The organism is Megasphaera sp. UBA4233 (assembly GCF_002395615.1).
GTDB classification, from domain to species: domain Bacteria; phylum Bacillota; class Negativicutes; order Veillonellales; family Megasphaeraceae; genus Megasphaera; species Megasphaera hexanoica.
In genome coordinates, this window is record NZ_DGXL01000008.1 from 1 (window position 1) to 25,792 (window position 25,792).

Below are 25,792 nucleotides of genomic sequence, written 5' to 3' on the forward strand. Positions count from 1 at the left end.
TAGCTCAGTCGGTAGAGCAATCGGCTGTTAACCGATTTGTCGTAGGTTCGAGTCCTACTTGAGGAGCCATACAGGGGTATCGCCAAGCGGTAAGGCAACGGACTCTGACTCCGTCATCCGTAGGTTCGAATCCTACTACCCCTGCCAAATATGATCCACTAGCTCAGTTGGCAGAGCACCTGACTTTTAATCAGGGTGTCCCGAGTTCGAATCTCGGGTGGATCACCATAATTTTTCTTTGCATGGCCCCTTGGTCAAGTGGTTAAGACACCGCCCTTTCACGGCGTGAACGTGGGTTCAAATCCCGCAGGGGTCACCATTTTTATGGGCGATTAGCTCAGCTGGGAGAGCGCCTGCCTTACAAGCAGGATGTCAGCGGTTCAAGCCCGTTATCGCCCACCAGGTTACAGCACATCCGGCAGGATGTGCTGTTTTGCTATATATACGGACACCATGACGTTAGGAGAGATGATATGAGAACAGAAACCGGGGTAGTAGAAAAGATACTGCCAGACCATATGGTACTAATTAAAGCAAGCCGGACGAGCCTTTTTTCGCGCCATGCGTCGTCTATTGGCAATGCCACGGCTCCCATTGAGGTACGCAATGAAATCGGAGCTGAAAAAGGAGATTTCGTCGAATTCGCCCTGCCGGAACGAAATATCGCCCTCGGTGGATTTATCGGCTTTGGCATCCCCATGCTGATTGTCCTCCTGAGTATTATTGTCCTGTATACCCAGGGACCGTCGTGGGGATTATCGGAAAATGGTTCGGCTGCAGCCGGATTCATTGGCGGCCTTATCCTAGCATTCATCGTTATGAAAATTTTGAATAAAGCCTGGAAAGGACACCGTTCAGAAGCCTCCATTCTCCGTATCATCCGCCCTGATGCGGAAGAAGGACAGGGGGAATCTCCGCAGGGGTAAGCTGCTTTTGGCGATATAAAAATAATTTTCGATACTTTTAAAAGGGAAAAAAGCTCACAAAGCCTATTCTGGAAGGCTTTGTGAGCTTTTTTTGTTTGGCTTTCATACGTGCTATATTTTTCTCATCTAACTAATTCATTACCTTTTGACTTCTTATTGCACCTTCTTTTTTATTGCAATGGTTATTTAAATATTGTATAAGCGTTATTTGCATCTTAGTGTAAACTAACCCTTTTTGCATTGAGCTTGACGGGATGACAAATATAACGTTAAAATAAAAAATAGTAAAAATATTCCAATGTAGTCACTATAGGAGGGAAGATGGATGGATATCAATGACTTCAAAGGAATAGAGGCCAGTTTTTTAGACTATAAAGTTTCGTTAGAAGCAAACAAACCTAAAAGTTGGCTAAAATCAGTTTCTGCATTTGCCAATACTAAAGGAGGGCATATTTTATTTGGAATAACTGACGGTGACCATGAAGCAATTGGCTTAGATGATGCTCAAGGAACTGCCAGCAAGATTTCGGAATTTCTTTCAACTCGGATTAGCCCTATGGTTAATTATACATTAATAACATTTTCTAGCCATCGAGAAGGTAAGTATTGTCTTGATTTGGCTATCTTTCCAGGACCCAATTATCCGTACTATTATATTCACGAGCATACAAGAGAATGCTATGTCCGACGTGGCGATAGATCTGAATTGGCAACTACCTTAGAACTTAATATCCTGATTCTAAAGGGAATGAATCAAACTTATGATGCGTTGCCTACTTCTTATCAAGTGAGTGATGTTAGTTTTACTTTACTAGGAGCGACTTTAAAAAGAGAGACGGGCGAAGAATTTAATTTATCTCAAGATCCTATTTCTATGGGATTAATGACGGAAGCTGGTAAAGTGACAAATGCTGGATTATTGCTTTGTGATCAAGGAATTTTAAAACAATCGCGTGTTGTTTGTACTCATTGGAAAGGGATAACAAAAGGGTCTGTTGAAGGTGATGCACTAGATGATGAAGAATTTTCTGGAGCGAGTCTAATTACTCTTCTTAACAATGCAGAATCATTTATACGAAATAATTCGAAAAATCCTTGGACAATACGGGGAACGCATAGGGAAGAGAAGAGTGATTATCCGTTTAAAGCGGTTCGTGAAGTTTTAGTTAATGCCTTGATTCATCGGGACTATCAAAAATATCGGTTCGGAAATACATGTCGATATGTATGATGATCGACTGGATATCTCGTCCCCTGGAGGAATGATGAATGGAAGTCGTATTCAAGATTTAGATTTAAAAATGATTCCGTCCATGAGAAGAAATGAAATTATATCTGATATTTTTGGCCGACTGCATTATATGGATCGCAGAGGTAGTGGCATACGCCGGGTTATGAATTCATATGCAGATTTTGATATAAAGCCAATATTTTATTCCAATGAATATTTTTTCCTTGTTTCACTGCCTAACAGGGGAAATGAGTTGCGAAGTGGAACGAAATCAAATAAAACGCAACTTACTCCGGATAAAACGCAACTTACTCCGGATAAAACGCAACTTACTCCGGATAAAACGCAACTTACCGACTTAAAAATCATTATACAAACAAGAGCGGCTAAAAGCTTTCGAAAAGACACGTTAAAAAAGATTATCAATTTATTGGAAATTTATGAATTCGCCTACCCTTTTAACCGGCAGATTGTGGCAACTCAATTTGGAATCAGTCAAAATGCGGCATCACGGATTTTAAAGAAGGCGATGGAGTGTGGCATCATTAGAAAAGAAAGGAGAGGAATATATTATTTTAGAGAAGCATTAGTAAATAAAGATTCATGCTACAGTCAGGAAAAATAGTTTAATAAAAAATCACCTCTTATATTAGTACATGGTGTACTGCCCCCAAAAAAAAGTTAGACCTAAAAATCTAACGATGGTAGGTCAGTACATGTACTGAATCATAGAGGTGATTTTTTGATTTATTTATTACTTTTTATCCGGAATGGGTACTAAGAAAAGCTGGTTGCTGCCGCCTTCTGATTCGGGGAACTGATTGTACATGGAGAACATTGATTGGAACCGCTGCCAGGAGTAGATTCCGTACCCGTCCTGGTTATGGTCGGTAGTATCATATGGGTCAGCGACGATGATGACGTCGTCGGCTTCATTGGCTGTACCCATATCATCATAACCAATGATAGCCTGCCAATGGCCACTCCAATCTATCCAGCAGATTAGGATGGGATGGCCTTCTTTCAGAAATTTTCGTACATCGCTGGCAGAAAGTGTTTTGCCTTCCTTTTGATAGTCACTGCTGGAGATGTAATGAAAGCCTCCGACGCCATCAAATATATCCTTCATCTGGCGCAGTGTCGTTCCCGGATAACCATTGGGAAAACCGGGGACGGTCACGTCCTTCAGAGGATGACGCAGGGCGGCCAGTTTTTGCTCGTTCCATCCGTCTGTCCGGCCATACCATTGCAGTACGGTCAGGGCGGCTGCCGGCCCGCAGGACCATTCGCTCGTCTGTTGGAAGGTCTGGTATCCGCTGAGAATGGTCCGCGATGCTGTGGATTTCATGTGGTAGAAATCGGGATGAGCGTAATACGGGGAATCGGGATGGTCGTACTGCCGTTCAATGGAGGCAGCTCCTTCATTAGGCGTCAGCCGGGCAGATACGGTCAGTTTCATATCGTTCGTAAAATCGGAAGCGGCATAAGCTGCTCCTGCTGCACCTATCAGTATAGTCGTACATAACAAGGAACACAGCCGCTGTTTCAGTTTATTCATAGGCATTCTTTATTTGATGAACGATCAGTCGAAATGACGGTCGAAGAGGTCGCTCTTTTCCAGAAATTCTTCTACTGTAGCAAATCCCAAGTGTTTGAGCAGTTCGATGACGTAGGGATTTTCTACAGGCGTCCGGCTCTGGGCTTCCTGCCCGTAGGCCTGTACGCAGGCTTTGCCTTCTTCTTTTTTGATGATGGCCCGGGGACCGCCGACACAGCCGCCGATGCAGCCCATGCCTTCAAAGAAATTGCCATCGCGATTGCCGGCGAGAATGTCATTGATCATGGCTTTGCAGCCGGGGACACCGTCGGCTTTGCGGGTCTTGATGGGCACCTTGCGGTCCGGGTCCAGCTGGGCGACGGTCATGGCTACGGCGTCGGCAACCCCGCCGGCACAGGCATAGCCGATACCGGATGATGAGGCGTGGGGGACGTTTTCTTCTTCCATTTTTTCCAGGTCCATATTGGTGACGGAAAACAGATCACGCAGTTCCTGATAGGTCAGGACATAATCGATGGCACCGGCGATATCCGGTTCTTTCCGTTCGGCTTTTTTGGCAAGACAGGGACCGATGAATACAGTTTTGGCATTGGGATGCAGTGCCTTTACCGTGCGGCCTCCGGCAATCATAGGGGAAACGGAGCCGGGGACATTGGGAAGCAGCTGGTGATAGAGCTTCTTGATCATGGCAATCCACATAGGACAGCAGCAGCTCGTCAGCTGGAACTGTTCTTCTGTATGGACGTTTTTATCAAATTCTAACGCTTCTTTCATGGTCAGGATATCGGCAAATATGGCGACTTCCAGCATGCCGGTAAATCCCAGGTGTTTCAGGGCCGTGCGCATCTTCCCCATGGTGACGTTAGGGCCGAATTGGCCGGAGATAGCCGGTGCTACCAGTGCGTAGACCGGGCCATCGTAGTCATGCAGTTCCTGGACGACGGGGATGATATCTTTACTCGTTTTGAGACTTTCCAGTTTGCAGGCATCGACACAGGCCTGACAGCCGACACATTCTGCATCGTCGATTATCATCCCTTTGCCATCGGGAGACGGTTTGATAGCGCCCCAGTAACAGGCTTCCTGGCAGGGATGTTTTTCATCAGGCGGACAGACGCAGGGTTTTACCCGCCAGATCAGTGGATGGTCGTCCGGATGGGCCAGACAGTCAATGAGCTTCGGGTCTCCATCGACATCGACCGGTTCACCATCAGCGGCCTGCCGGAGCATCTGATGATATAGTTCATCTAATGTTTTCATAAGGAACCTCCTTTATAAGTATCCGTTAAAATAGAATGATGCAACTTTATTTTAACAGATTTTTTGAAATTGCCATAGCTTTATCGTAATTTAACATTTCCCGATAAACAAATACTCTTTGCCCACCGGGGAGTGAACAAAGAGTATTTGCTTAGCTAAAAACAAGAATATACATTTTAAAAATATCTCTGACAGAAAAACATATAACTCAACTATCTTTTTTATTAGCCGGCATAACCGCCTTTGACGCCTTCACGGGCATCTCTTTCCCAATCTTCAAAATGTTCTTTTGCAGCCTGGCCGATCTGTTCGTCGTTGTTGTAATCGCCGAGTTCTGTCGGTACGTCATCTTCCGGACTTTCTGAAACGCCGACGGCTTTTGCAAATTCCCGGCCGTATTCACGGCACGTTTCCTGTGTTGCCTGGTCCGGATTCCACTGGCAGCGGAGCCCATCATTTACGACATCGAAACCGGCTCCCTGCAGAAGGGCTGTAATCTGTTTGACTGCTTCGCCGCTCCAGCCATAGCTGCCGAAGGCAGCGGCTTTCTTATTCTTGAATTTCAAGCCACGGATCATTTCCATAATGCCGCCGATGGAGAAGAGATAGCCATAATTGATAGTAGGCGAACCGACGAGGATAGCTTTGGATTTGAAGACTTCTGTTACGATGTCGTTCTTGTCATCCACTGCGGAATTGAAAAGCTTTACTGTCACTGTCGGATCGGCTTCGCGCAGGCCTTCGGCAATGCATTCAGCCATACGGCGTGTCGAGTTCCACATGGTGTCATAGATGATGGTAATCTGGTTTTCCTGGTACGCTTTTGCCCATTCCTGGTATTTGGCAACAATCCGCATCGGGTTATCACGCCAGATGACGCCGTGGCTGGGGCAGATCATCGATACGGGGACATTCATGTTCAGGATTTCATCGATTTTGCGGGTGACCATGGGGCTGTACAGGTTCAGGATGTTGGCATAGTACTTCATGGCTTCCTGATAGAGTTCAGCCTGATCGACGCAGTCATTGTACATCTTTTCGCTGGCATAGTGCTGGCCGAATCCGTCATTGCTGAAGAGGATGTTTTCACCGGTCATATAGGTGAACATCGTATCGGGCCAGTGCAGCATCGGTGCTTCGATGAAGACGAGCTGGCTGCTTCCGAGGTCCAGCGTATCGCCGGTCTTGACATTGACGAAGTTCCAGTCCTGGTGATACAGGCCGCGCAGGATGGCTTCCCCTTTCTTCGTGCAGTAAATCGGCGTGTCCGGGATTTCACGCATCAGGGCCGGCAGGGCGCCGCTGTGATCGTTTTCATTATGGTTCATGACGATATAGTCGATGTCCTTGAGGTCGATTTCGCGCTTTAAGTTAGCGACAAATTCTTCATCGAAGGGTTTCCATACGGTATCCATCAAAACAGTCTTTGTATCGCGGATCAGGTACGAGTTGTAGGAAGATCCCTTTTCTGTAGAATATTCATGTCCATGAAATTCGTTCAGTTCCCAATCGATTTTCCCTACCCAGGTTACTTTATCTGTCAGTTTTTTTCCCATGTCTATCGTCTCCTTTTATGTAGCTATTGAAATCTGACTTGGTTCATCGTTCTTACAAGACTAGTATAATTGGGAAGGCGTTACAAAGCAGTTGCATTTGCAACGGGTGAAGCCTTTTTGGAAAATCCAGACAAAAATATGATGCTGGCAGGGGAGGCCATGGTATAATGAAAAAAATGGCTAAGGGAATGGAGATGACAATTTTGGCAAAATTGGAACTGGGAGACTGGTAGAAGCTATTTTCAGACAGAATCTATGAACGGGGTCTGGTGTATTATGAAGATGAGGCTGTACATGATATAGAAAGGACAGGAAATAAGATTACGGCGGCCGTAGATGGCTCTGAGACGTATACGGTGACGCTATATGTCAAAGCGGATGCTGTCTATAATATGACCTGCACCTGCCCGTATGCTGCGAAGGGAGAACATTGCAAGCATATGGTAGCGGTATTGCTGGCTTTGGAGGATGGACAGCTGCAGGAAGAGCCGGAAACGGATGGCCGGGAACGGACGTGGAAGGATATCCTGCAATCTATGCCGGAACAAGAGGTGCGGTCATTGCTGTTTCAATTACTGGAACGTGATCCGGAAAAGCAGCAGTCTCTCGTTTTAACCTATTCTAAAGGCATGCTTTCCAAAAAAGAGATGCAAAAACTTCTCCGCCAGGCAAAGGCTCTGTGCCGGCCGTATGAGCGGGAGGGATTTGTGGACTACTGCGGCCACATTATGAGGAGAAAATACGGGATAGGTATGTCTGGTACGTAAAAGCACTCATGCCTGATTCCCGCCATCGCAGTCAGTATCGCAATTGTATCCAATACTTAAAGAAAATCTGCCAGTATCCGGGAAGAGAAGAAATCGTACGCAATCTGGCCCGTGATTGGAAACAGACCTATACAACCCGCCGGGCTATGAAGGAAGAATTGGAACAGGCAGGGTTTTGAGCCGTTATTGTAATGCGAAAGTCAGGAGGGAAATCTGATGATGAAGAAAACATGGATGAGAAAAGTATTGCAGATTCTGAGCGTTTGTTGTTTGTCCAGTGTGCTGGTGCAGGCCGCTGAACCAGTGGATACATTTCAGCAGCTGGAACCGCAATTTGTCCTCAAAGAACAGGTGCCGGTCCACTTTACGGGTGCTGATGCGGATGATTATGTCCTGAGCGGATATGTGAAGGGTGCCGGTTATGGACCGTCTCATGTAGCGGCCGTCATGACCTATGATGACGTGCAGAAGAAATGGACTTCTGTCTATCAAAGTGAGCGGAAATATGCCCCGCTACACGTTCTTTCGGGGAATCTGCTGAACAATAAACGGGATCAGCTGGTATTGTATAAACACGAAGGAAGCGGTGCGTTCCTGAGCTATGATGTGCTGGCCTGGCTGAATGAAAGACCGCAGGTATTGTTGAGCCGGTCGGCTATCTTCCAGGGAAATGTAGAAATCAAAAATGGCCAGCTCATCGAACACATGGGCCATCAGGATACGGTATACCGCTGGAAGGGCAAGCGCATGATGGCAAAAGAACTGCCGGAAGAAATTGCTGTCCCGGCAGGATATACCATATCATTTGCCATAGGAAATAACGGTGTCGTATACACATCCCAGCAGTCACTGACTATGAAAGTAGGCGAAACGATGCAGCTGCGCCGGCTGAACCGGGGGATGAGGGAACGAGTTTTGTACGATGGGCAGGGACCGCTGACCTGCAAAGATGACCTGTTTACGGCAAACAAACCGGGGACGTCAACGATTACCATCATTCCGGATGGATATAACTGGGACAAAGCCGTCAAAATCGTCGTCCGCGTCATCGCTTAGCCATAAGGACAGTTATATGGAAGGGGAATCATGTTCTCTTTCGATTCCTTCGTGACATAGTTGCTTTTTTGATATCTGATATAAAATAGGGGTTGCTGGAAATCCATATTATTTTATGATAGAATAGTAGTGGATAATAATTATCCAAATTAAAGAGGAGTGTGAACTACGATGAAAAAATGGACAATAGTTGTTTCGGCAACTCTCTTGACACTGGCTGCTTCGGCCGCATTGGCATCGGTACCGCAGGAATCCCTGTATCTGGGTGGCATCGGGTACGGCAATGATGGTTCGTACGTACGGCAGATATATGGTGCACCGACGGAGATTGAACGGGAGTATACGTCGTCCGTTCCGTCCGGGTCGGTCGTCGAGTATGAATATGGTGATTCGGTATCCATTCATCTGGTAGATGAAATCGTATACCGTGTAGAATCTTCGGCTAATAATGGCTGGCAGACGCCGGAAGGCATCCATGTAGGGATGGACGCGTCGGTGTTGCAGGAGACGTATGGTACGCCCGATGTGATTCATGGCGATAAACTCATCTATATTGCTGTTGGGACACCTGATGTGGGAATGGTCTTTGAAATCGAAAAAGGCAAAATCGACGAGATAGAAATAGGAAAAATTAAGTAATAGGCTAATGGAAGAGGACTGCCTGATCGGACGGAAATTCGTACGGTCAGGCAGTCCTTGTTTACATATATTTTTCTATTCCTTTGCCGTAATTAGATACATTTCTTTTATGATGGGGGTGTTCATAAAAGTGTGTGGATGGCCTGGCTGGACCAGACTCTTTCGGCAAATAATAAGTATCCGGTTATTATATTCTGTCATGCACCTCTTTCCGGGACGGCTCTGCCGGCTGCTGATGGATCGGCCCGGCCGGTACGCCGTAATGCCGTACAGCCGGCAGATGCGCTGGAACGAATCCTGCTGGCTCATCCACAAGTCCGGCTCTGGGTGTCCGGCCATACCCATACGCGCCCCAAAGATGGAGATTTCATGACCGACGCCAATTATTATTATGGACGCATCCTCAATGTATACAATGCCGATTGGGACAATGAATCCGATATCTACACGAATTCTCTGTATTTGTTTGAAGATAAAATCGTTATCCGGACGTACAGTCACCGGCAGCATGCATGGCTGCCGCAGTTTGACCGGGTGATAGCGGCTACTGCGGTTCTGACTCAGGCTGCGTAGCGTCCTGCACGGGGGTGTGTGCTTTGAGCCAGTCACTCCAGGAACGGCCAAAGTTTGTCTGATAATTTTCTTGTACATACTGATAAAAGAGCCGTATCATGCGGCTCTTTTCGTTATAATAGGGCCCTTTCCAGTCTGAGGGGGAAGGATGGGAAACGGTGTGAGCCGTATAATTCCCTCCGATTTCATATTCTCTGTAGAGAATGTCTTTCAGGGGAACGGAGGGATTTTTCATCATATCGTACATATTCATAAAAGCCGTTGTCCGGCCCATGCCGGCTTCGCAATGAAAATGCAGCCAGGCCTGAGGCGGCAGGGATTGGACAAAGCGGATGAACCGGTCTATCGTTTCCGGACGGGGCCAGAGATGGTCTGTGGCTGTGATGCGGTAGTAGTGAAGGCCCGCTTCTCGCACTAGTTCTTGTTCCGTTTGTGCCTGGTCGACAGATACGGTGCGTACAGGAAGGACGGCATCGTTTTTTCCCTGCTGATACAGAATGATGGTCTTTCCTTTGATGTGGTGAAGCCGATTTTTTTCGTCTTGAAGGACAGCGTGACGGCTTTTGCCTTTATTACCCCAGTCCCGCGGCCCGTACCAACTGATGGGGATACCATTGGCAAACCCATGGGATTCCTGCCGCAGGTCTACAATGTACACTGGCCCGGATGCCTTTTCTTTTAATACGCCCGCCAATGTCTGCAGCTGTTTTTCCGTGAATTGTGCTGATCCGGAAGCGTGTAATTGGGACAGTCCCTGCCGGGACGGAATATAGGCAGTATCGATTTCCTGCCGGTATTTTTTTTCAACAGGCCGGAAAAGCATATCGGTCGTACGGAAATTGCGGGGCAGTGCCGTCACATCGGTGGCATCGAGACGCCAGACCCTGCCTTCGTAAGAACCCCGGGATTCTTCTACAAGGGCCGGGCTCTGAGGAGACGGTGAGGCCGGCGGGGTCTGCCCGTACGACATGATGGGGCAGGCAAGTAGTGCAAACAGAAATACGATGGCAACGTTTTTCATAGGAGTCCTTTCTTGCCGGACGGAGCGCTCTATAGGGCCGGTGGCAATAAAAAAGGAATTGCGGCATGGTTCACGTGTTCCATGGTCAATTCCTGCAATAGTATGTAAAAAATAAAATAAAACAGAGGCCATTTTCGGTGACGGCCTCTGCCTTTCTGGTGGAGATGAAGAGGATTGAACTCTCGACCTTACGGATGCGAACCGCACGCTCTCCCAGCTGAGCTACATCCCCATGAACTGATAGTACTATCCTAAATCAATTTTGGGAATTTCGCAAGTCCTGATTTAAAAAATTTATATTCTTTGTTTAACATTTCCTAATCCTTTATATACCATATTTTTAATATTCATTGGTATACTTCCATTGTAGAAAATGATATTGCGCATGGGAGGAAAGGAAATATGAAATTTTTAGTTACATACAGAACGCGCATTTCACAAGTATTGGGCCTGGCCTTTGTCGTGTTATTTCTTGTTTCGGGAAAACCGCTGGAAATGGCAGCACCGGTGTTGACGGGTATTCTTTTCTTTTTAGGCTGTTTGTTGGTAGGTCTGGCGACAGCGGGGAGATTGTGGTGTGCCCAGTATATTGCCGGTTATAAAGACGGAGTGCTGGTTCGGGAAGGTCCCTATTCGGTCTGTCGCAATCCTCTGTATTTTTTCAGCTTCCTGGGGTGTGCTGGCGTCGGATTGTGTACGGAATCCTTGTCACTTGCAGCAATGCTTATCATTGGATTTGCCGTGATATACCCTATGATCATCCGGTCAGAAGAACAGAAACTGCTCCGCTTATTTGGCAAGCCTTATGAAGAATATCTGGCCGGCGTGCCCCGGTTCATCCCGGACAGGAGCCTGTATCACGAACCAAAAGAATATACGGTAAAGCCCAAGGTTTTCCGCAAGGCGGCCTTTGATGTATTGTGGTTTATCGGAGTCGTCGGTATTCTGGAGTGTCTCGAAGCCATCCAGTCTACCGGATTGATTCCACAGTTGCTGCAGCTCTATTAAGCTTTTTTCTTTACTCTTAGGCAACTTCCTGCCATAATATAAGTAAAAAACGCAGGAGGCATATGTATGAAACACGATGATGACATGACGTTTTCACCGGATGAATTGGATACGCTCAACATATGGCAGCAGAAGGAAGAGTTTTATGATCAAGGAGTCTCTACTACAGAAGTATGGCAGGCTGGCTGGAGTGAAGGCTGGCAGGATGGAGCCAGGGATCAGACGCGTAAAATCGTACAGAATTTGTTGAAACTGGGAGTTGGGACTGAAATCATTGCTCAGGCAGCAGGATGGTCTTCTCACGATGTAGAAGCAGAGCGGGATTCTTTAAAAAAATAATATTTCTATTTTCTATCCACTTTCTCTATTTGGACAGGTCTTGCAAATTATGAGGGCAAGACCTGTTTTCTATACATAAACGGCATATATCTTATCTTTTTTGCGAAAAGCAATACATTATGGCCTATAACGTGTTATAATAATCGTAGCAAATGAAACTCGGGGGATTATGTATAGCAGGAGCAATGGCAGTAGCCCCTGCATTTTATATATAGGTGGTTGCTTCGTATGCTGCAGAGAGAAGGTGTAGTATGCAGGAATATGGCAGATTGAGGGAATTGCGGTATGAAGCCCGGTTATCACAACAGGAAGTGGCAAACATGCTTCATTGTACGCAGGTAGCGTATAGTCTGTACGAATCGGGGAAACGGAAAATTTCTATAGCCAGGCTGGTAATTCTGGCGCGTTTCTACGAGACATCTATTGATTATATAGTCGGTCTTGTAGATGAACGGAAGCCGGCCGGTCCGTATGTAAAGAACTGGAAAGAAATTCATTAAACGAAAGGACTGCAAAGAAGCAGGGGCTTCTAGGGCAGTCCTTTCGTTATTTTCTGTTATTCGATAATGGCACCGTAATGCGCTGATTTTACCAGACGGGCATAGATGGACAGGTAACCCTCTTTGATTTTAGGTTCCGGCGCCTGCCAGTTTTTCAGTCTCTTATCGATTTCTTCCGGAGAAACCAGGAGATCAAGACGGCGGTTGGGAATATCGATACGGATGCGGTCTCCATCTTCAACGATAGCCAGGGGGCCTCCTTCGGCTGCTTCCGGAGAAATGTGGCCTACGAAGCCGCCCTTGTTGGAACCGGAGAACCGGCCGTCGGTGATAAGAAAGACATCTTCGGCAAGACCGTATCCAAGTAGTAATTCCAGCGGCGTAAACATTTCCCTCATGCCAGGGCCTCCTTTGGGGCCTTCGTAGCGGACGACGATGATGTCTCCTTTTTCGATTTTATTATCGTAGATGGCCTGAGTTAATTCTTCCTCGCTGTCGTACACTTTAGCCGGACCTTCAAAGGTATGATGTTCTACTGGAATGGCGGCAGGTTTGCAGACACCGGAAAGGGGAGCCAGATTTCCTTTGATGATGGCCAGACCTCCGTCGGGGCGGAACGGATTTTCCAGCGGATGGATGACTTCCGGGCGCAGGATGCGGGCGTCCTGTAGATTTTCCTTCATCGTCCGCCCGGTTACTGTGAGAGCATCCCCATGAAGCAGGGACAGGATTTCGTGCATAACGGCCGGTACCGCACCGGCCTCATAGAAATCGACCATATCGTACTGGCTGGCTGTCATGAGCCGGGCAATCTGCGGTGTTGTGCGACTCAGTTCTTCATAATCATCAATGGTAAAAGGAACCTTTGCTTCATGGGCAATAGCCAGGATATGCATGATGAGATTAGTCGAGCCGCCGATAGCCATGCCGAGGCGGACGGCATTTTCAATGGATTTGCGGGTGATAATGTCGCGGGGGCGTAAGCCTTCTTTGACCATATCGACGATGCGGCGTCCCGACTGGCGGGCAATGTCCATGCGTTTTTTATCTACTGTAGGAATCATGGCAGAACCGGTGAGGGACATGCCCAGTCCTTCAGCCAGACAACTCATGGTATTGGCGGTACCGATCATCTGACAGGATCCGGGAGTGGGACAGGCGGCGCGCTCTACCGTTTCGAACTCTTCGCGGCTGCACTGGCCGGACCGGTATTTCCCGGCGTATACGGCTGTTTCGTTGACGTCGATGTCTTTTCCGTTATGATGACCGGGATACATGGGGCCACCATTTACGACGATGGCGGGCAGGTTCAGCCGGGCAGCGGCCATGAGAATGCCCGGCACGATTTTATCACACGAACCGAGGAGGACCATTCCGTCCAGCATGTGGGCCTGAACCATGATTTCGATGCTGGCGGCAATGATTTCGCGGGACGGGAGAATATAATGCATGCCGTCGTGGCCCTGGGCGATGCCGTCACAGCCACCGATGGTGCCGAATTCACAAGGCGTGCCGCCGTTTTCCTCAATCCCGGCACGGACGTATCCAGCAATGCGTTTTAGATTATACTGTCCCGGGCAGATATCATTCCAGGTGTTTACAATAGCGATGAATGGCTTTTTAAAATTTTCGTCGTTATAGCCCATAGAACGGTACAGGCCGCGGGCCAGGGCTCCCTTGTCCGGGTCGCCAATAAACGATGCACTTCTCCATGTCATATAGATGCACTCCTTTTCTTGTATCCTAGTATTCGTTTTATGTACATAAAGTATACGTTTTCTTTCTCATAGGTGTCAATGAAGAAAGAGGAGATCCTGTCTAGTATGAATAATCTATATGCTTTATAGAGAATACATGTGTCCTGTGCATACAAAAACCGGCCCTGTCATGGACAAGGCCGGATCCGGCGGTGCGATATGAAGTCTCAGGCAAAGTAGGTGGGATAAAACTCCTTCAGACCTTTGAGCAGGGGGAGGACACGGACGACATGAGGTCCCATTACATGCAGAGCCGCTTCTTCGTCCTGTTTTTTGATGGCTTCCACAATCTGGCGATGCTGGTCGAGTACGATTTCCATCTGATTGACCCGCGACATGGTGACCAGCACGCGGGCGCGGAGATAATTGAGGTCCGTTTTGGTGAGGTAATCCCAGATGCGGCTGCGATGACAGCCATCGAAAATAGTCTTATGCAGTACTTCGTCCAGCTTGAACAAGGTGGTATTATCTGATTTGGCAATGGCCTGCTGCTCCCGGACCAGGTTATTTTCCAGGCGTTTCAGGTGTGTCTTAGGAAATTTTTTGCATGCCTGCTTGATAATCGCACATTCCACGGCCTGGCGCATAAAACAGGAATCGTCGAGCTGTTCTGTCTGAATCCGCGATACGGTCGTTTTGCGCTGGGGAACGATATCGAGCAGTTTCAGCTGGGCCAGGCGCACGAAGGCATCACGTACGGGTGTGCGGCTGATATCGAGCTGGGAGGAAATGTCTTGTTCTGAAATAGCGGTACCGGGAGCGAGCTGGAAGGACACGATATTGCTGTACATCATGCGGAAAACATATTCCCGGCTGTTTTCCCTTGGTTTTTTAGGTGATAGTTTTAGTTCTGTCATAATTAATCCTCTGTAAACGTTATAGATCCATGCTATAGGTTATTATAGCATAGATGACGTATGTTTTGCTATGTATGTCAAAATATTCAAAGGATTTAATCATATTTCAACAATGTCGGAAAAAACGATGGCGGAGGCGCGTTTCAGGTATGATTGAAGGTGATGGTATGCTCTGTTGCTATTACGAACTTGCATTTTGATTCAATGTGAAACGTGTTATGATTATAAATAGGGAGTTTCTTACAGAGGAGTGGTATGTATGAATCAATTCAAGGAAAAAATTCAAAAGGGAGAAGCATTACTGGGGACATTCATTGAACTGAATAATCCGGCTATTGCCCAGATTGCCGGGCTGGCAGGATATGATTTCGTCATTCTCGATGGAGAACACGGTGAAATCGCCGTTGAAGATGCAGCTAATCTGGCACGGGCGGCAAAACTGGCAGGGACTGCCGCTATTTTCCGCGTCAATACGAATGATCCGACCCTCATTGGCAAAGTACTCGATACAGGCGCTGACGGTGTAGAAATTCCGGAGATCGGCTCTGCTGAAGAAGCGGAACGGGCTATCAAAGGCGCAAAATTCACACCGGAAGGCGAACGGGGATGCAACCGCTTTGTCCATGCCGGCGAATATGGTCGCATGACAAGTGAACAGTTTTTTGGCCAGTCTAACGCCAATACTATTGTCGTGCTTCAGGTAGAAGGACAGGACGGAGCCAGAAATATTTCAGATATCCTGAAAGTCAAAGGCGTCGATGTCGTATTCATCGGGCCGTACGACCTTTCGGCATCTCTCGGCATTCCGGGACAGACGGAACATCCCAAGGTCCTGGCCCAGATTGATGAAATTTTGAAATTGGGCAAGGAAAACGGCGTAGCCATCGGTCTGTATGTAGACAGCATCGAATCGGCCATCAACTGGAAAAAGAGAGGCGTACAGTATCTGGCCCTCCAGACGGATACAGTCAGCCTGTATCAGCATTTCCAGGCCAATACAGATGCCTTCCACGCAGAATAAGACTATAGGTTCACACATATAAAAATGGGACTGTCTTCATGAGCTGACCCCCAATTGTTAGACCTAACATCTAACGATTGGGGGTCAGCTCATAACTGAGTCCCTTTTTTAGAAGAGGCTATTATGTTATAGTCCCAAGGTCTAACTTTTTGGGGTCACATCATCGGGCAGTCCCATTTTTTTTATATAGTGGTTTGCCGGTGTGATACCGGTGACGTCCTTCTCCAGATTAGGCAATCTATGGTATGATAGGATAGTACAGGAGAGGAGGATGGCTGTGAATATGATGCAGATGGGGATGCTGGTCGTCGTGGCTTTTGTCATTTTTGTCATACTGGCATCTATGGGCGTGATACATTAATATGCGAGGCAAATGAAAGAATAGAGGGTAGATAATTGGCGGAAATCGGGTATAATTTACCTATACCTCTGGTGGTAACAATTATCGGTAAGGGGGATTTTGTATGGCAACTTTGGTGAGTTCGCAGAATACGTGGATGCTCATGACGATTATGTGTGGAGCCGTAGCGGTTTCCATCTATCTGGAACAAAAATATACCTGGGCTTCCCGGATTTCCGGTGCCGTCATCGCGCTGGTCATGGCCTTGGTTCTGGTTAATACGGGGATTATTCCTACGAGTGCGCCCCTTTATGACGATGTCGTCTGGGGCTATGCTGTGCCACTGGCTATCCCGCTCCTTCTGCTGCAGGCAAATCTGCAGAAAATATGGAGGGAAACGGGACGGCTGCTCTTTATTTTTTTGATCGGGTCTGTCGGTACGGTCTGTGGAGCCGTCCTGGGAACCTGGCTGTTGGGGCCGTTCGTACCGGGACTCCCCAAAGTCGCGGCCATGATGACCGGTTCGTATATTGGCGGCGGCGTGAATTTTACGGCCCTGGCCGATGCATTCAAGGCTGGCGGTACTCTCGTTTCTTCGGCGACAGTTGCCGATAATCTCAATATGGCAGTCTATTTCCTGGTACTGCTGGCTATTGCCGGCAATGCCTTTTTCCGCCGGGTCTATACACATCCCCATATTGATGCCGTATTGCAGAACGGCGTATCGGAAGAAGGAAAGACGCTGGCTGCGGCCTACTGGGGGAGAAAAGATATTTCCCTCAAGGATATTGCCATTGATCTGGCCTACGCAGTCATTGTCGTAACGATTTCCAAACTGATTGCGGCAGGACTGGCCGGTATCATTCCAAAGGGAAACTGGTTCCTCGATATGTGCAATACCTTCTTTGGCAGTCAGTATGTGTGGATTACGGTCATTTCCATGGTGTATGCGACGTTTTTTGCCAAAAAGGCAGCTACTATGCATGGCGCTCAGGAAGTGGGTACTTATTTCATCTATCTCTTTTTCTTTGTTATCGGTGTGCCCGCATCGATTATGGAAATCCTGCGTAATGCACCGCTGTTGTTTGTCTTCTGTTTCCTCATGGTTGTCATCAATATGGCTTTCTGCTTTATCGGTGGCAAATTGTTCCATTTCGATCTGGAAGATATCATTCTGGCATCCAATGCCAATATCGGCGGGCCGACGACGGCTGCCGGTATGGCTATTTCCCAGGGGTGGACCCGTCTCGTTGGTCCTTCAATGCTGGTAGGTACCTTCGGCTACGTCATTGGCACCTACCTGGGTATTATCGTCGGCAGTTTGCTAGGAGCCTGATTACGAAAAATTTGTTAAAACGGAGTTGTACTAAGATGAACGTCAGTTTATTTTCGTACGGCTCCGTTTTTGTTATATGATATTGACAAAAATGAACACTTTTTCTTGCTCATGAGGTATAATAAACATATATACAGTGAATAAGGAGGCGCGGATTCATGAATATTGAACGATATCGTGTCAAAGAAGGTGAAAAGGTAGACCTCAGCCAGTATGCCACGGCGTGTGACGTAGACATTGACAAGAAAAAGGTAAAAAAAGAGTGGATGCCCCGCGTGATGGAAGAACTGAACGGATGGCAGGAAAAGCTGTATGCCGATAACCATTATGGAGTCCTCATTGTATTGCAGGCTATGGATGCGGCAGGAAAAGATGGTACGGTCAAACATGTCTTTGCCCAGCTGGATCCGGCAGGTGTACATGTGACCAGTTTCAAACAGCCCAGTGCCGAAGAAAAAGATCACGACTATATGTGGCGGATTAATAAAGCCCTGCCAAGCCGCGGTGAAATAGGTATATTTAATCGTTCCCACTATGAAGATGTCGTCGTGACTCATATCCACAACCTGATCAAGAGTGACGGCATGCCGGAAAAATTGATTGGCAGGGATATATGGGAACGCCGCTACCGTCAGATTAGGGACTGGGAACGGTATTTATCGGAAAATGGATTTCCTATGGTCAAGATTTTCCTTCACGTGTCCAAGGATGAACAGAAAAAACGCCTCATAGACCGGATCGTGACTAAACAGAAGAACTGGAAATTTTCCATGTCCGATATCAACGAACGGAAATATTGGAACCGCTACCAGAAAATATACGGGGAAGTCCTGAGTGCAACATCGACTAAGTATGCGCCGTGGTATATTGTACCGGCTGATGATAAATGGTATACCCGGTACGTCGTAGCTCAGATTGTCCTGGAAAAGCTGCGGGCTATCAAACCGGATTTTCCCAAACTGGCGCCGGATGTGGAAAAACAGCTGGCACAATTCCGCATGCTGCTCAAGGAAGTCAACCTGGACGATCTTAAAAATATCAAGACTATTATTGAAAAGAAATAAAATAGTAGTCATGACAGAAATACGAAATAATCATGTATACAAGATGTTTTTCTCATGAGTAAAGCGTTTGACCTTGACTTATTTTTCACAAATTTCGTATAATAAAAAAGAACAAAACTTCTTTATTTATCTTAATAAATTTATGGGTAACAGGAACCTGATACCGCTGGACAGGGATGCATCGGCGGATTTATCCGGCATGACCGGACGGGTTTTTGCATAAGGAGGTAACAACAGATATGTACAAACTTTCACAAATTGCAGAAGAGTACCAAAAGAAACTCGTGACGCCGCAGGAAGCGGCAGCTGTCGTCAAAAGCGGAGACCGTGTATCGTACGGCCTTGGCTGTTCGGCACCGTATGATACGGATAAAGCGCTGGCCGACCATATCAATAAGGATGGCTTGAAAGATGTGGAAATCATCGATGCGACGCTGATTCAGGATCATCCGTTCTTTACCTATACGGAAACGGAATCCAACGATCAGGTCCGTTTCGTATCGGGCCATTTCAATGGATTCGACCGCAAGATGAATAAAGCCGGCCGCTGCTGGTTCATGCCGCTCCTCTTTAATGAACTGCCGAAATACTGGAGCCATAAAAAAGTGGATGTCGCCATTTTCCAGGTACATCCGATGGATAAATGGGGCAACTTCAATCTGGGGCCTCAGGTAGCCGATTTAAGGGGCATTCTCAAATCGGCGGATAAGGTCATCGTAGAAGTCAATCAGAAAATGCCGAAGGCACTGGGCTATGAAACGGAACTGAATATTGCCGATGTCGATTTCATCGTCGAAGGGTCCAACCCGGATATGCCGATTGTCCCGAATAAACCGTCGACCCCGGTCGATGATAAAATTGCCAGCTTCGTCGTACCGATGATCAAAGATGGCAGTACGCTGCAGCTCGGTATCGGCGGGATTCCGTCCGCTATTGGCCATAAACTGGCAGAATCGGATGTCAAAGACCTGAGCGGTCATACGGAAATGCTGGTAGATCCCTATGTCGAATTGTACGAAGCCGGGAAAATTACCGGTAAAAAGAATCGCGACAGAGGTAAAATCATGTATACCTTCGCCGGTGGCACACAGCGTCTGTATGATTTTATCGATGACAACCAGATCGTGTTCAATGCACCGGTCAACTATGTCAACAATATCAATGTCGTTGCCAGCATTGACAACTTTGTTTCTATCAACAGCTGCATCAACCTTGACCTTTATGGTCAGGTCTGCGCCGAATCGGCAGGTTACCGCCATATCAGTGGTACCGGCGGTGCGCTGGACTTCGCACAGGGAGCCTATCTTTCCGAAGGTGGCCAGGGCTTCATCTGCGTCCATTCGACGCGTAAACTGAAAGATGGCAGCCTGGAATCGCTGATCCGCCCGACTCTGACTCCGGGATCTGTCGTCACGACACCGCGTTCGGCCGTTCACTACATCGTTACCGAATACGGCGTAGCCCTCCTCAAAGGCCAGTCCACATGGCAGCGGGCAGAAGCGCTGATTAATATTGCTCATCCTGATTTCCGGGAAGAACTCATTAAAGAAGCAGAAAAAATGGGCATCTGGACGAAGACGAGCAAGACAGAATACTGATCCTGATACGGATATTTGCATAAAGACGGGGCCGCATCCCATGGGTATACACTCATGGGATGCGGCCCCGCTTTTTGTTTCTCTTTTATTTCAGTACGGCACCCGTATTGGCCGATGTGACCAGCCGGGCATAACGGGACAGGTAGCCTGTTTTGACTTTCGGTTCCGGTTGTTTCCAGGCCGCTTTGCGGGCGGCCAGTTCTTCATCGCTGACGCAGAGTTCCAGCTTGCGTTGTGGGATGTCGATGGAAATGCTATCCCCGTCGTGGATGAGGGCGATAGGGCCGCCTTCCATGGCTTCCGGTGAAATATGGCCGATGCAGGCTCCGCGACTGGCACCGCTGAAACGGCCGTCTGTCAGAAGGGCGACTTTAAGCCCCATGCCGGTGATGACGGCTGTCGGGTTGAGCATTTCTCTCATGCCCGGCCCGCCCTTAGGCCCTTCATAGCGGATGACGACCACATCTCCTTCGTGGATTTTACCGCCGATGATGGCTTCGATGGCATCTTCTTCGGCATCAAAACAGCGTGCCGTTCCTTTGTAGACGAGGAGATCCCGGTCTACGGCGCTTTCCTTGATGACCGAGCCGTCGGGAGCCAGATTACCCGTCAGGATAGCGATGCCGCCTTTATGCATATAGGCGTTTTCCACACCGTGGATGACTTCATGGTTCAGGATTTCTGCATGTTCGATGCGGCTGGCAATGGTGCCGGTGACCGTCTGCGCTCCCGTATGGATGAGTCCCAGTTTGGTCAGTTCCTTCATGACGGCGCTGATACCGCCGGCTTCATCCAGGTCCTGCATATGGTATGTACCGCCCGGGCTCATCTTCGTGATATAAGCTGATTTACGGCTGATTTCATCGAACACGCGGAGCGGCAGGTCTACACCCGCTTCGTAGGCGATGGCGGGCAGGTGGAGCGCCGTGTTGGTCGAACCGCCAATGGCCATATCGACGGCAATGGCATTTTCAAAAGCTTCGCGGGTCATAATGTCGCGGGGGCGTATATCGCGGCGCACGAGATCCATGATGACTTCGCCGGCTTTTTTGGCCAGCATGCGGCGCCGTCCGAAATAGGCAGCCGGAATCGTGCCGTTGCCGGGAAGACCCATGCCCAGTACTTCTGTAAGGCAGTTCATGGTATTGGCTGTGAACAGACCAGCACAGGAGCCACAACCCGGGCAGGCCCGTTCTTCCATGTCTTCCAGCTCGTCTGGCGTAATCTGGCCCGATTCCACTTTACCGGCGGCTTCGAACATGGTGCTGACGCTGATATCGCGTCCCTGGTAACGGCCAGCCAGCATAGGTCCTCCGCTGACGACGACGGCAGGAATATTCAGGCGGCCGGCAGCCATGAGCATAGCCGGTACGATTTTATCGCAGTTGGGAATGAGGACCAGTCCGTCGAAGGCGTGAGCGGTGGCTACGGCTTCGATGGAATCACAAATCAGTTCACGGCTGGACAGGGAAAATTTCATGCCGTCATGGCCCATGGCGATGCCATCACAGACGCTGATGGCGGGAAATTCAATCGGCGTGCCTCCGGCCGCGGCTACGCCGAGTTTGACGGCCTGGGCGATTTCCCGGAGATGGATATGGCCGGGGATGATTTCGTTAAACGCGTTAACGACGCCAATCAGCGGTTTGGACAAGTCTTCATTGGAATAGCCCATGGCATGGAATAACGTACGATGAGCCGTACGGGTACTGCCTTTTTTTACGATATCACTACGCATAAGGTACCTCCTTTATGAGTATATGCATTATATCTAATATATGATAGTCAGGCATTGCGTGTCGCAGCCTGTTTTAGTTCTTGCTGTCCCAGATACCAGGTGACGAACTGATGGGCGATGCGGCCGTTGCGTCCGGAATGCTCGTGCTCCCAGCGTACGCCGAGAATCCGCAGTGTTTCTTTATCGAGAGAAATGCCGGATTTTTCCAGTTCATGGCCAATCATAGCCAGATATTCGTCCTGGGTGGGCTGGGTATAATGCAGGATGAGGCCGAACCGGTCTGACAGGGAGATAGATTCGTTGGCACTGTCCTGCATGTAGATATCATCAATCTGGTCGCTGCGGTCCTGCCAGGATTCCCGCAGGAGATGGCGGCGGTTGCTGGTCGCGTAAATGAGGACATTGTCCGGCTGGGGTGTCACCCCGCCGTCGATGACCGATTTCAGGTATTTGTACTCCGTTTCCCCTTCGTCAAAGGACAAGTCGTCGAAAAAGAGGATGAATTTCAGATTTTTACTGGCACATAGCCGTTCCATAACGGCTGACAGCTGCGATAACTGGCCACGGGCAATTTGTACCAGGCGCAGTCCACTGTCCCGGTAACGGCTTACCAGTGCTTTGACGGCGGTCGATTTGCCTGTGCCGCGTGCCCCTGCAAGGAGTACGTTGTTGGCCCGGTGACCGGCGATAAATGCCTGTGTGTTGGCCAGCAGCTTTTCTTTCTGCCGCTGGTAGGCAATGAGGTCGTCCCAGTCATATACGGGAAAATCGCGGATTCCCGTAAGGCGGCCTGATGAAGAAAGGCGGAATGCCGTAAACCGGGCCAGAGAACCACTGCCATGGGTCTTATAATGGTCTAACAGTATCTGTGCTGCCCATCCGGGAGATTCTGCCTGTATGAGTGCTTTCATCAGATCATCCCGTTCATGAGAGCGGATTGGGACAGCCGGCACATAGGAAGACAGAAAGTCACGACCGGTGAGTTCCCGTGTATCGATGCGCAGCCAGGGCAGTAATACAGCCATATCCGAGGCCAGGGCCGCCATGAGGCCGGGGCCGTACGTACCATTCTGTTCCAGCGTCCGCGAGGCCGTATTGTCGCCCCAGATGAGCTGATAGGTCAGATAGGCTGGCAGCAGGTTTCCTGAAAGTCCCAGTTGTTCAGCTTTTTCAATGAGCTGGGCAGCCAGACGGGATTGCAGGCTCTCTGATTCCGGGGATTGCTGCAGGGACTGCAGTGTCTGGATGAGAGAATCTGTCAGCAGGTCACGACAGACGAGGAGCTGTTGCAAATCGGGACAAATCATAATGTCTCCTTTCTACGTTTCCATATGCTTGACCGCATCTTTTCCGCGGGACAGGCTGATAGAACCAGTGCGGGCGATTTCCAGTATTTCATAATACTGCAGCATATTCAGCATGGCATCGATATGATCCTCCCGGCCGGCGAGACGGAAAATCAGGGATTGTTTGTCCACGTCTACGATTTTGGCATGGAACAGTTCCGCCAGATTACTCAGTTCAATCCGGTCTTTCGCCGTGATGTACCGGATTTTAATCAGGGCCAGGTCATAGCTGACGAATGGCTTGTCATCGAGAATGACGATTTTGATGACATTGATTAGTTTGGCCAGCTGGTTGACGGCCTGATCCAGTTCCCAGTGATCTTTTACTTCTACGATGATATTGATGCGCGTAATATCGGCGTCTTCGGTATAGCCGGCATTGATAGCTTCGATGTTGATGCCACGGCGGCTGATGAGGCCGGCGACATGGGTCAGGACGCCAGGTTTATTATCTACGAGCAGAGCCAGATGTTGTCTCATGTACGGCTGCCTCCTTCCAGAATCATTTCGTTCAGACGTTTACCGCCGGGTACCATGGGATAGACGTTTTCATCGGCGGGGATGCGGACTTCCAGAAGAGCCGGTCCCGGAACGGACAGGAATTTTTCTATGGCTTCATCCAGCGTATCCGGCGTTGTGGCCGTAAAGCCGGGAACTCCCATGGCTTCTGAAATAGCGGGAATGCGGTTTCCTTTTTTCAGGAGAGATGCTGCGTAGCGGCGGTGATAAAACATGCGCTGCCACTGGTTTACCATGCCTAGGACACTGTTGCAGAGAACGACGGTCTTGACAGCAATGCCGTTATCGGCCAGCGTGGCAAATTCCTGACAATTCATCATGATGCTGCCATCGCCGCTCAACAGGAGAACCGTCTGCCCGGGACAGGCGAGTTTGGCTCCCATGGCGGCCGGGAGTCCGTATCCCATCGTTCCCAGCCCGCCGGAAGTAATGAAATGGCGGGGCTTTTCCGTGTCGTAAAACTGGGCGGCCCACATCTGGTGCTGGCCTACGTCAGTGACGACAATGGTATCATCATCCAGACGCTGGTTCAGTTTTTTAATCAGCACTTCTGGGGAAATTTGATTTTCCAGATGGCGGCAGGCAAATGGATGATCTTTCTTCATTGCCAGAACGTGATTGCGCCATTCCTGATATTGTTTTTTGTACGGTGTCCGCCCTTGTTGTACCTGATTGGCCAGCAGTGGCAGGGACCAGCGGAGATCGCCGCCGACACTGATATCAGCGTGGACGATTTTATTGATTTCCACCTTATCGATATCGAAATGGACAATCCGGGCATTTGGCGCAAAATTTTCGGCATCGCCGGTCACGCGGTCGTCGAAACGGCTGCCGATGGCCAGCAGCAGGTCGCATTCCATGACGGCCATGTTAGCTGCATATGATCCGTGCATACCGACCATTCCCAGGTGATTGGCATAGCTGTCTGGTACGGCTCCTTTGCCCATCAGCGTCGTGATGACCGGAATCTGCGTTTTTTCTACAAAGGAACGCAGATAGCCGGACGTATTGGAAAGGATGACGCCACCACCGGCCAGAAGCAGCGGCTTGTGTGCGGCAGCCAGTGCTTCTACGGCCTGGGTGACATGGTCTTCCTGACCGATATAGCGGCCGCTGTACCCCCGCAGATGGACCGTTTTAGGATATTTGAAATTCAGTGTAGCATCGAATACATCTTTAGCGATATCGATCAGGACAGGACCAGGCCGGCCCGTCGAGGCGATGTAAAAGGCTTCTTTCAGGATATGAGGCAATTCTTCCACGTCTTTTATCAAGTAATTATGCTTGGTAATCGGCGTCGTTATGCCGGAAATGTCGGCTTCCTGGAAGGAATCACGGCCAATCAGGCTGGTGGTGACCTGACCGCTGATGATGACCAGCGGAACGGAATCCATGTTGGCTGTCGCAATGCCCGTAACCATGTTGCAGACACCGGGACCAGATGTAGCAAAGCAGACTCCTGTTTTTCCCGTCGCCCGGGCATAGCCATCGGCTGCATGGATAGCACCTTGTTCATGACCGGTAAGAATATGTGGAAATTCTGCCTTATATAATTCATCGTATAACGTCAGTACGGTGCCGCCGGGATAACCGAATACGACAGACACGCTTTCTTTTTTCAGGCATTCGATAATTGCCTGTGCACCATTGATGTTCATTGCCCCATTCCCTCTTTCGTATTATTCTGGTTTTTCTTCGTTCAGCCAGGACATCATCTTGCGCAGTTTGGCCCCTACTTCTTCAATGGGATGTTCGGCGTGCTGGCGGCGCATCGCCAGGAAA

The 25,792-nt window shown here is 48.7% G+C and carries 25 protein-coding genes and 5 tRNA genes; 19 read left to right on the forward strand and 11 right to left on the reverse strand.

Going from position 1 to position 25,792, the window contains the following annotated elements; all coding sequences use genetic code 11:
- Positions 1–72: 72 nt before the first annotated feature.
- The 7 genes from B2U90_RS01775 (at position 73) to B2U90_RS01805 (ending at position 2,782) form a co-directional block, all read left to right on the forward strand.
- A tRNA-Gln gene (locus B2U90_RS01775) sits at positions 73–147 on the forward strand.
- A 5-nt stretch (positions 148–152) separates the two neighbouring features.
- A tRNA-Lys gene (locus tag B2U90_RS01780) sits at positions 153–228 on the forward strand.
- A gap of 16 nt (positions 229–244) precedes the next feature.
- Positions 245–319 (forward strand) — tRNA-Glu (locus tag B2U90_RS01785).
- Between the two features lie 7 nt (positions 320–326).
- A tRNA-Val gene (locus B2U90_RS01790) sits at positions 327–402 on the forward strand.
- Between the two features lie 71 nt (positions 403–473).
- Positions 474–926, forward strand: coding sequence for a SoxR reducing system RseC family protein (locus tag B2U90_RS01795; protein ID WP_292016962.1), 453 nt, complete (start codon positions 474–476; stop codon positions 924–926).
- Between the two features lie 325 nt (positions 927–1,251).
- The gene (locus B2U90_RS01800; protein WP_292016963.1) at positions 1,252–2,157 is read left to right on the forward strand and encodes a helix-turn-helix domain-containing protein; all 906 of its coding nucleotides are present in this window, start codon (positions 1,252–1,254) and stop codon (positions 2,155–2,157) included.
- 31 nt (positions 2,158–2,188) lie between these two features.
- On the forward strand, positions 2,189–2,782 hold the full coding sequence (locus B2U90_RS01805) for an ATP-binding protein (RefSeq protein ID WP_292016964.1): 594 nt from the start codon (positions 2,189–2,191) through the stop codon (positions 2,780–2,782).
- Positions 2,783–2,911: 129 nt separating this feature from the next.
- On the opposite strand, the gene B2U90_RS01810 is transcribed toward B2U90_RS01805, so the two are convergent.
- From B2U90_RS01810 to B2U90_RS01820, 3 genes are all read right to left on the reverse strand, one after another.
- Positions 2,912–3,715, reverse strand: coding sequence for a C39 family peptidase (locus tag B2U90_RS01810; RefSeq protein ID WP_075581748.1), 804 nt, complete (start codon positions 3,713–3,715; stop codon positions 2,912–2,914).
- 24 nt (positions 3,716–3,739) lie between these two features.
- Entirely contained in the window at positions 3,740–4,975 is a 1,236-nt protein-coding gene (locus B2U90_RS01815) for a [Fe-Fe] hydrogenase large subunit C-terminal domain-containing protein (RefSeq protein ID WP_292016965.1), read from the reverse strand.
- 224 nt (positions 4,976–5,199) lie between these two features.
- A complete protein-coding gene (locus B2U90_RS01820; RefSeq protein WP_059076307.1) occupies positions 5,200–6,531 on the reverse strand; it encodes an anaerobic nitric oxide reductase flavorubredoxin in 1,332 nt (443 codons plus the stop codon).
- A 269-nt stretch (positions 6,532–6,800) separates the two neighbouring features.
- Between B2U90_RS01820 and B2U90_RS01825 the strand changes: the two genes are divergently transcribed.
- The 5 genes from B2U90_RS01825 (at position 6,801) to B2U90_RS01845 (ending at position 9,566) form a co-directional block, all read left to right on the forward strand.
- On the forward strand, positions 6,801–7,298 hold the full coding sequence (locus B2U90_RS01825; protein WP_292016966.1) for an SWIM zinc finger family protein: 498 nt from the start codon (positions 6,801–6,803) through the stop codon (positions 7,296–7,298).
- An 8-nt stretch (positions 7,299–7,306) separates the two neighbouring features.
- Entirely contained in the window at positions 7,307–7,477 is a 171-nt protein-coding gene (locus B2U90_RS01830) for a hypothetical protein (protein ID WP_159897791.1), read from the forward strand.
- 37 nt (positions 7,478–7,514) lie between these two features.
- A complete protein-coding gene (locus B2U90_RS01835; protein ID WP_292016967.1) occupies positions 7,515–8,354 on the forward strand; it encodes a hypothetical protein in 840 nt (279 codons plus the stop codon).
- 171 nt (positions 8,355–8,525) lie between these two features.
- The gene (locus B2U90_RS01840) at positions 8,526–8,993 is read left to right on the forward strand and encodes a hypothetical protein (protein ID WP_292016968.1); all 468 of its coding nucleotides are present in this window, start codon (positions 8,526–8,528) and stop codon (positions 8,991–8,993) included.
- 132 nt (positions 8,994–9,125) lie between these two features.
- Entirely contained in the window at positions 9,126–9,566 is a 441-nt protein-coding gene (locus B2U90_RS01845; protein WP_349678591.1) for a hypothetical protein, read from the forward strand.
- Here B2U90_RS01845 and B2U90_RS01850 read toward each other — a convergent pair.
- Both B2U90_RS01850 and B2U90_RS01855 read right to left on the reverse strand, forming a co-directional pair.
- On the reverse strand, positions 9,538–10,587 hold the full coding sequence (locus tag B2U90_RS01850; protein WP_292016969.1) for a protein tyrosine phosphatase: 1,050 nt from the start codon (positions 10,585–10,587) through the stop codon (positions 9,538–9,540). The genes B2U90_RS01845 and B2U90_RS01850 overlap by 29 nt on opposite strands.
- 156 nt (positions 10,588–10,743) lie before the next feature.
- Positions 10,744–10,819, reverse strand: a tRNA-Ala gene (locus B2U90_RS01855).
- Positions 10,820–10,989: 170 nt separating this feature from the next.
- On the opposite strand from B2U90_RS01855, the gene B2U90_RS01860 reads away from it, so the two are divergent.
- From B2U90_RS01860 to B2U90_RS01870, 3 genes are all read left to right on the forward strand, one after another.
- Positions 10,990–11,595 (forward strand): methyltransferase family protein, encoded by a 606-nt coding sequence (locus B2U90_RS01860; protein WP_292016970.1) that lies wholly within the window; start codon positions 10,990–10,992, stop codon positions 11,593–11,595.
- Between the two features lie 66 nt (positions 11,596–11,661).
- Complete coding sequence (locus B2U90_RS01865; RefSeq protein ID WP_059076314.1) at positions 11,662–11,934, forward strand: hypothetical protein; 273 nt, start codon at positions 11,662–11,664, stop codon at positions 11,932–11,934.
- Between the two features lie 251 nt (positions 11,935–12,185).
- A complete protein-coding gene (locus tag B2U90_RS01870; protein WP_059076315.1) occupies positions 12,186–12,434 on the forward strand; it encodes a helix-turn-helix domain-containing protein in 249 nt (82 codons plus the stop codon).
- Between the two features lie 56 nt (positions 12,435–12,490).
- Here B2U90_RS01870 and ilvD (B2U90_RS01875) read toward each other — a convergent pair whose 3' ends face one another.
- Together ilvD (B2U90_RS01875) and B2U90_RS01880 are read right to left on the reverse strand one after the other, a co-directional pair.
- Entirely contained in the window at positions 12,491–14,152 is a 1,662-nt protein-coding gene (gene ilvD, locus B2U90_RS01875) for a dihydroxy-acid dehydratase (RefSeq protein ID WP_059076316.1), read from the reverse strand.
- A gap of 206 nt (positions 14,153–14,358) precedes the next feature.
- The gene (locus tag B2U90_RS01880) at positions 14,359–15,048 is read right to left on the reverse strand and encodes a GntR family transcriptional regulator (RefSeq protein ID WP_059076317.1); all 690 of its coding nucleotides are present in this window, start codon (positions 15,046–15,048) and stop codon (positions 14,359–14,361) included.
- 259 nt (positions 15,049–15,307) lie between these two features.
- Here B2U90_RS01880 and B2U90_RS01885 point away from each other — a divergent pair, with 259 nt between their 5' ends.
- From B2U90_RS01885 to B2U90_RS01900, 4 genes are all read left to right on the forward strand, one after another.
- Complete coding sequence (locus B2U90_RS01885; protein ID WP_059076318.1) at positions 15,308–16,069, forward strand: HpcH/HpaI aldolase family protein; 762 nt, start codon at positions 15,308–15,310, stop codon at positions 16,067–16,069.
- A gap of 464 nt (positions 16,070–16,533) precedes the next feature.
- On the forward strand, positions 16,534–17,745 hold the full coding sequence (locus tag B2U90_RS01890; protein ID WP_075581757.1) for a DUF819 domain-containing protein: 1,212 nt from the start codon (positions 16,534–16,536) through the stop codon (positions 17,743–17,745).
- Positions 17,746–17,903: 158 nt separating this feature from the next.
- Positions 17,904–18,809, forward strand: coding sequence for a polyphosphate kinase 2 family protein (locus B2U90_RS01895; protein ID WP_292016971.1), 906 nt, complete (start codon positions 17,904–17,906; stop codon positions 18,807–18,809).
- A gap of 239 nt (positions 18,810–19,048) precedes the next feature.
- On the forward strand, positions 19,049–20,407 hold the full coding sequence (locus tag B2U90_RS01900) for an acetyl-CoA hydrolase/transferase family protein (RefSeq protein WP_059076321.1): 1,359 nt from the start codon (positions 19,049–19,051) through the stop codon (positions 20,405–20,407).
- A gap of 85 nt (positions 20,408–20,492) precedes the next feature.
- On the opposite strand, the gene ilvD (B2U90_RS01905) is transcribed toward B2U90_RS01900, so the two are convergent.
- The 4 genes from ilvD (B2U90_RS01905) to ilvB are packed head-to-tail and all read right to left on the reverse strand — an operon-like array spanning position 20,493 to position 25,668.
- Entirely contained in the window at positions 20,493–22,145 is a 1,653-nt protein-coding gene (ilvD, locus tag B2U90_RS01905; protein ID WP_292016972.1) for a dihydroxy-acid dehydratase, read from the reverse strand.
- 47 nt (positions 22,146–22,192) lie between these two features.
- Positions 22,193–23,452, reverse strand: a complete 1,260-nt coding sequence (locus B2U90_RS01910) for an ATP-binding protein (protein ID WP_292016973.1) — start codon at positions 23,450–23,452, stop codon at positions 22,193–22,195.
- 12 nt (positions 23,453–23,464) lie between these two features.
- Complete coding sequence (ilvN, locus tag B2U90_RS01915; RefSeq protein ID WP_059076324.1) at positions 23,465–23,971, reverse strand: acetolactate synthase small subunit; 507 nt, start codon at positions 23,969–23,971, stop codon at positions 23,465–23,467.
- Complete coding sequence (gene ilvB, locus B2U90_RS01920) at positions 23,968–25,668, reverse strand: biosynthetic-type acetolactate synthase large subunit (RefSeq protein WP_292016974.1); 1,701 nt, start codon at positions 25,666–25,668, stop codon at positions 23,968–23,970. The genes ilvN and ilvB overlap by 4 nt, the downstream gene beginning before the upstream one ends.
- Positions 25,669–25,792: the final 124 nt, after the last annotated feature.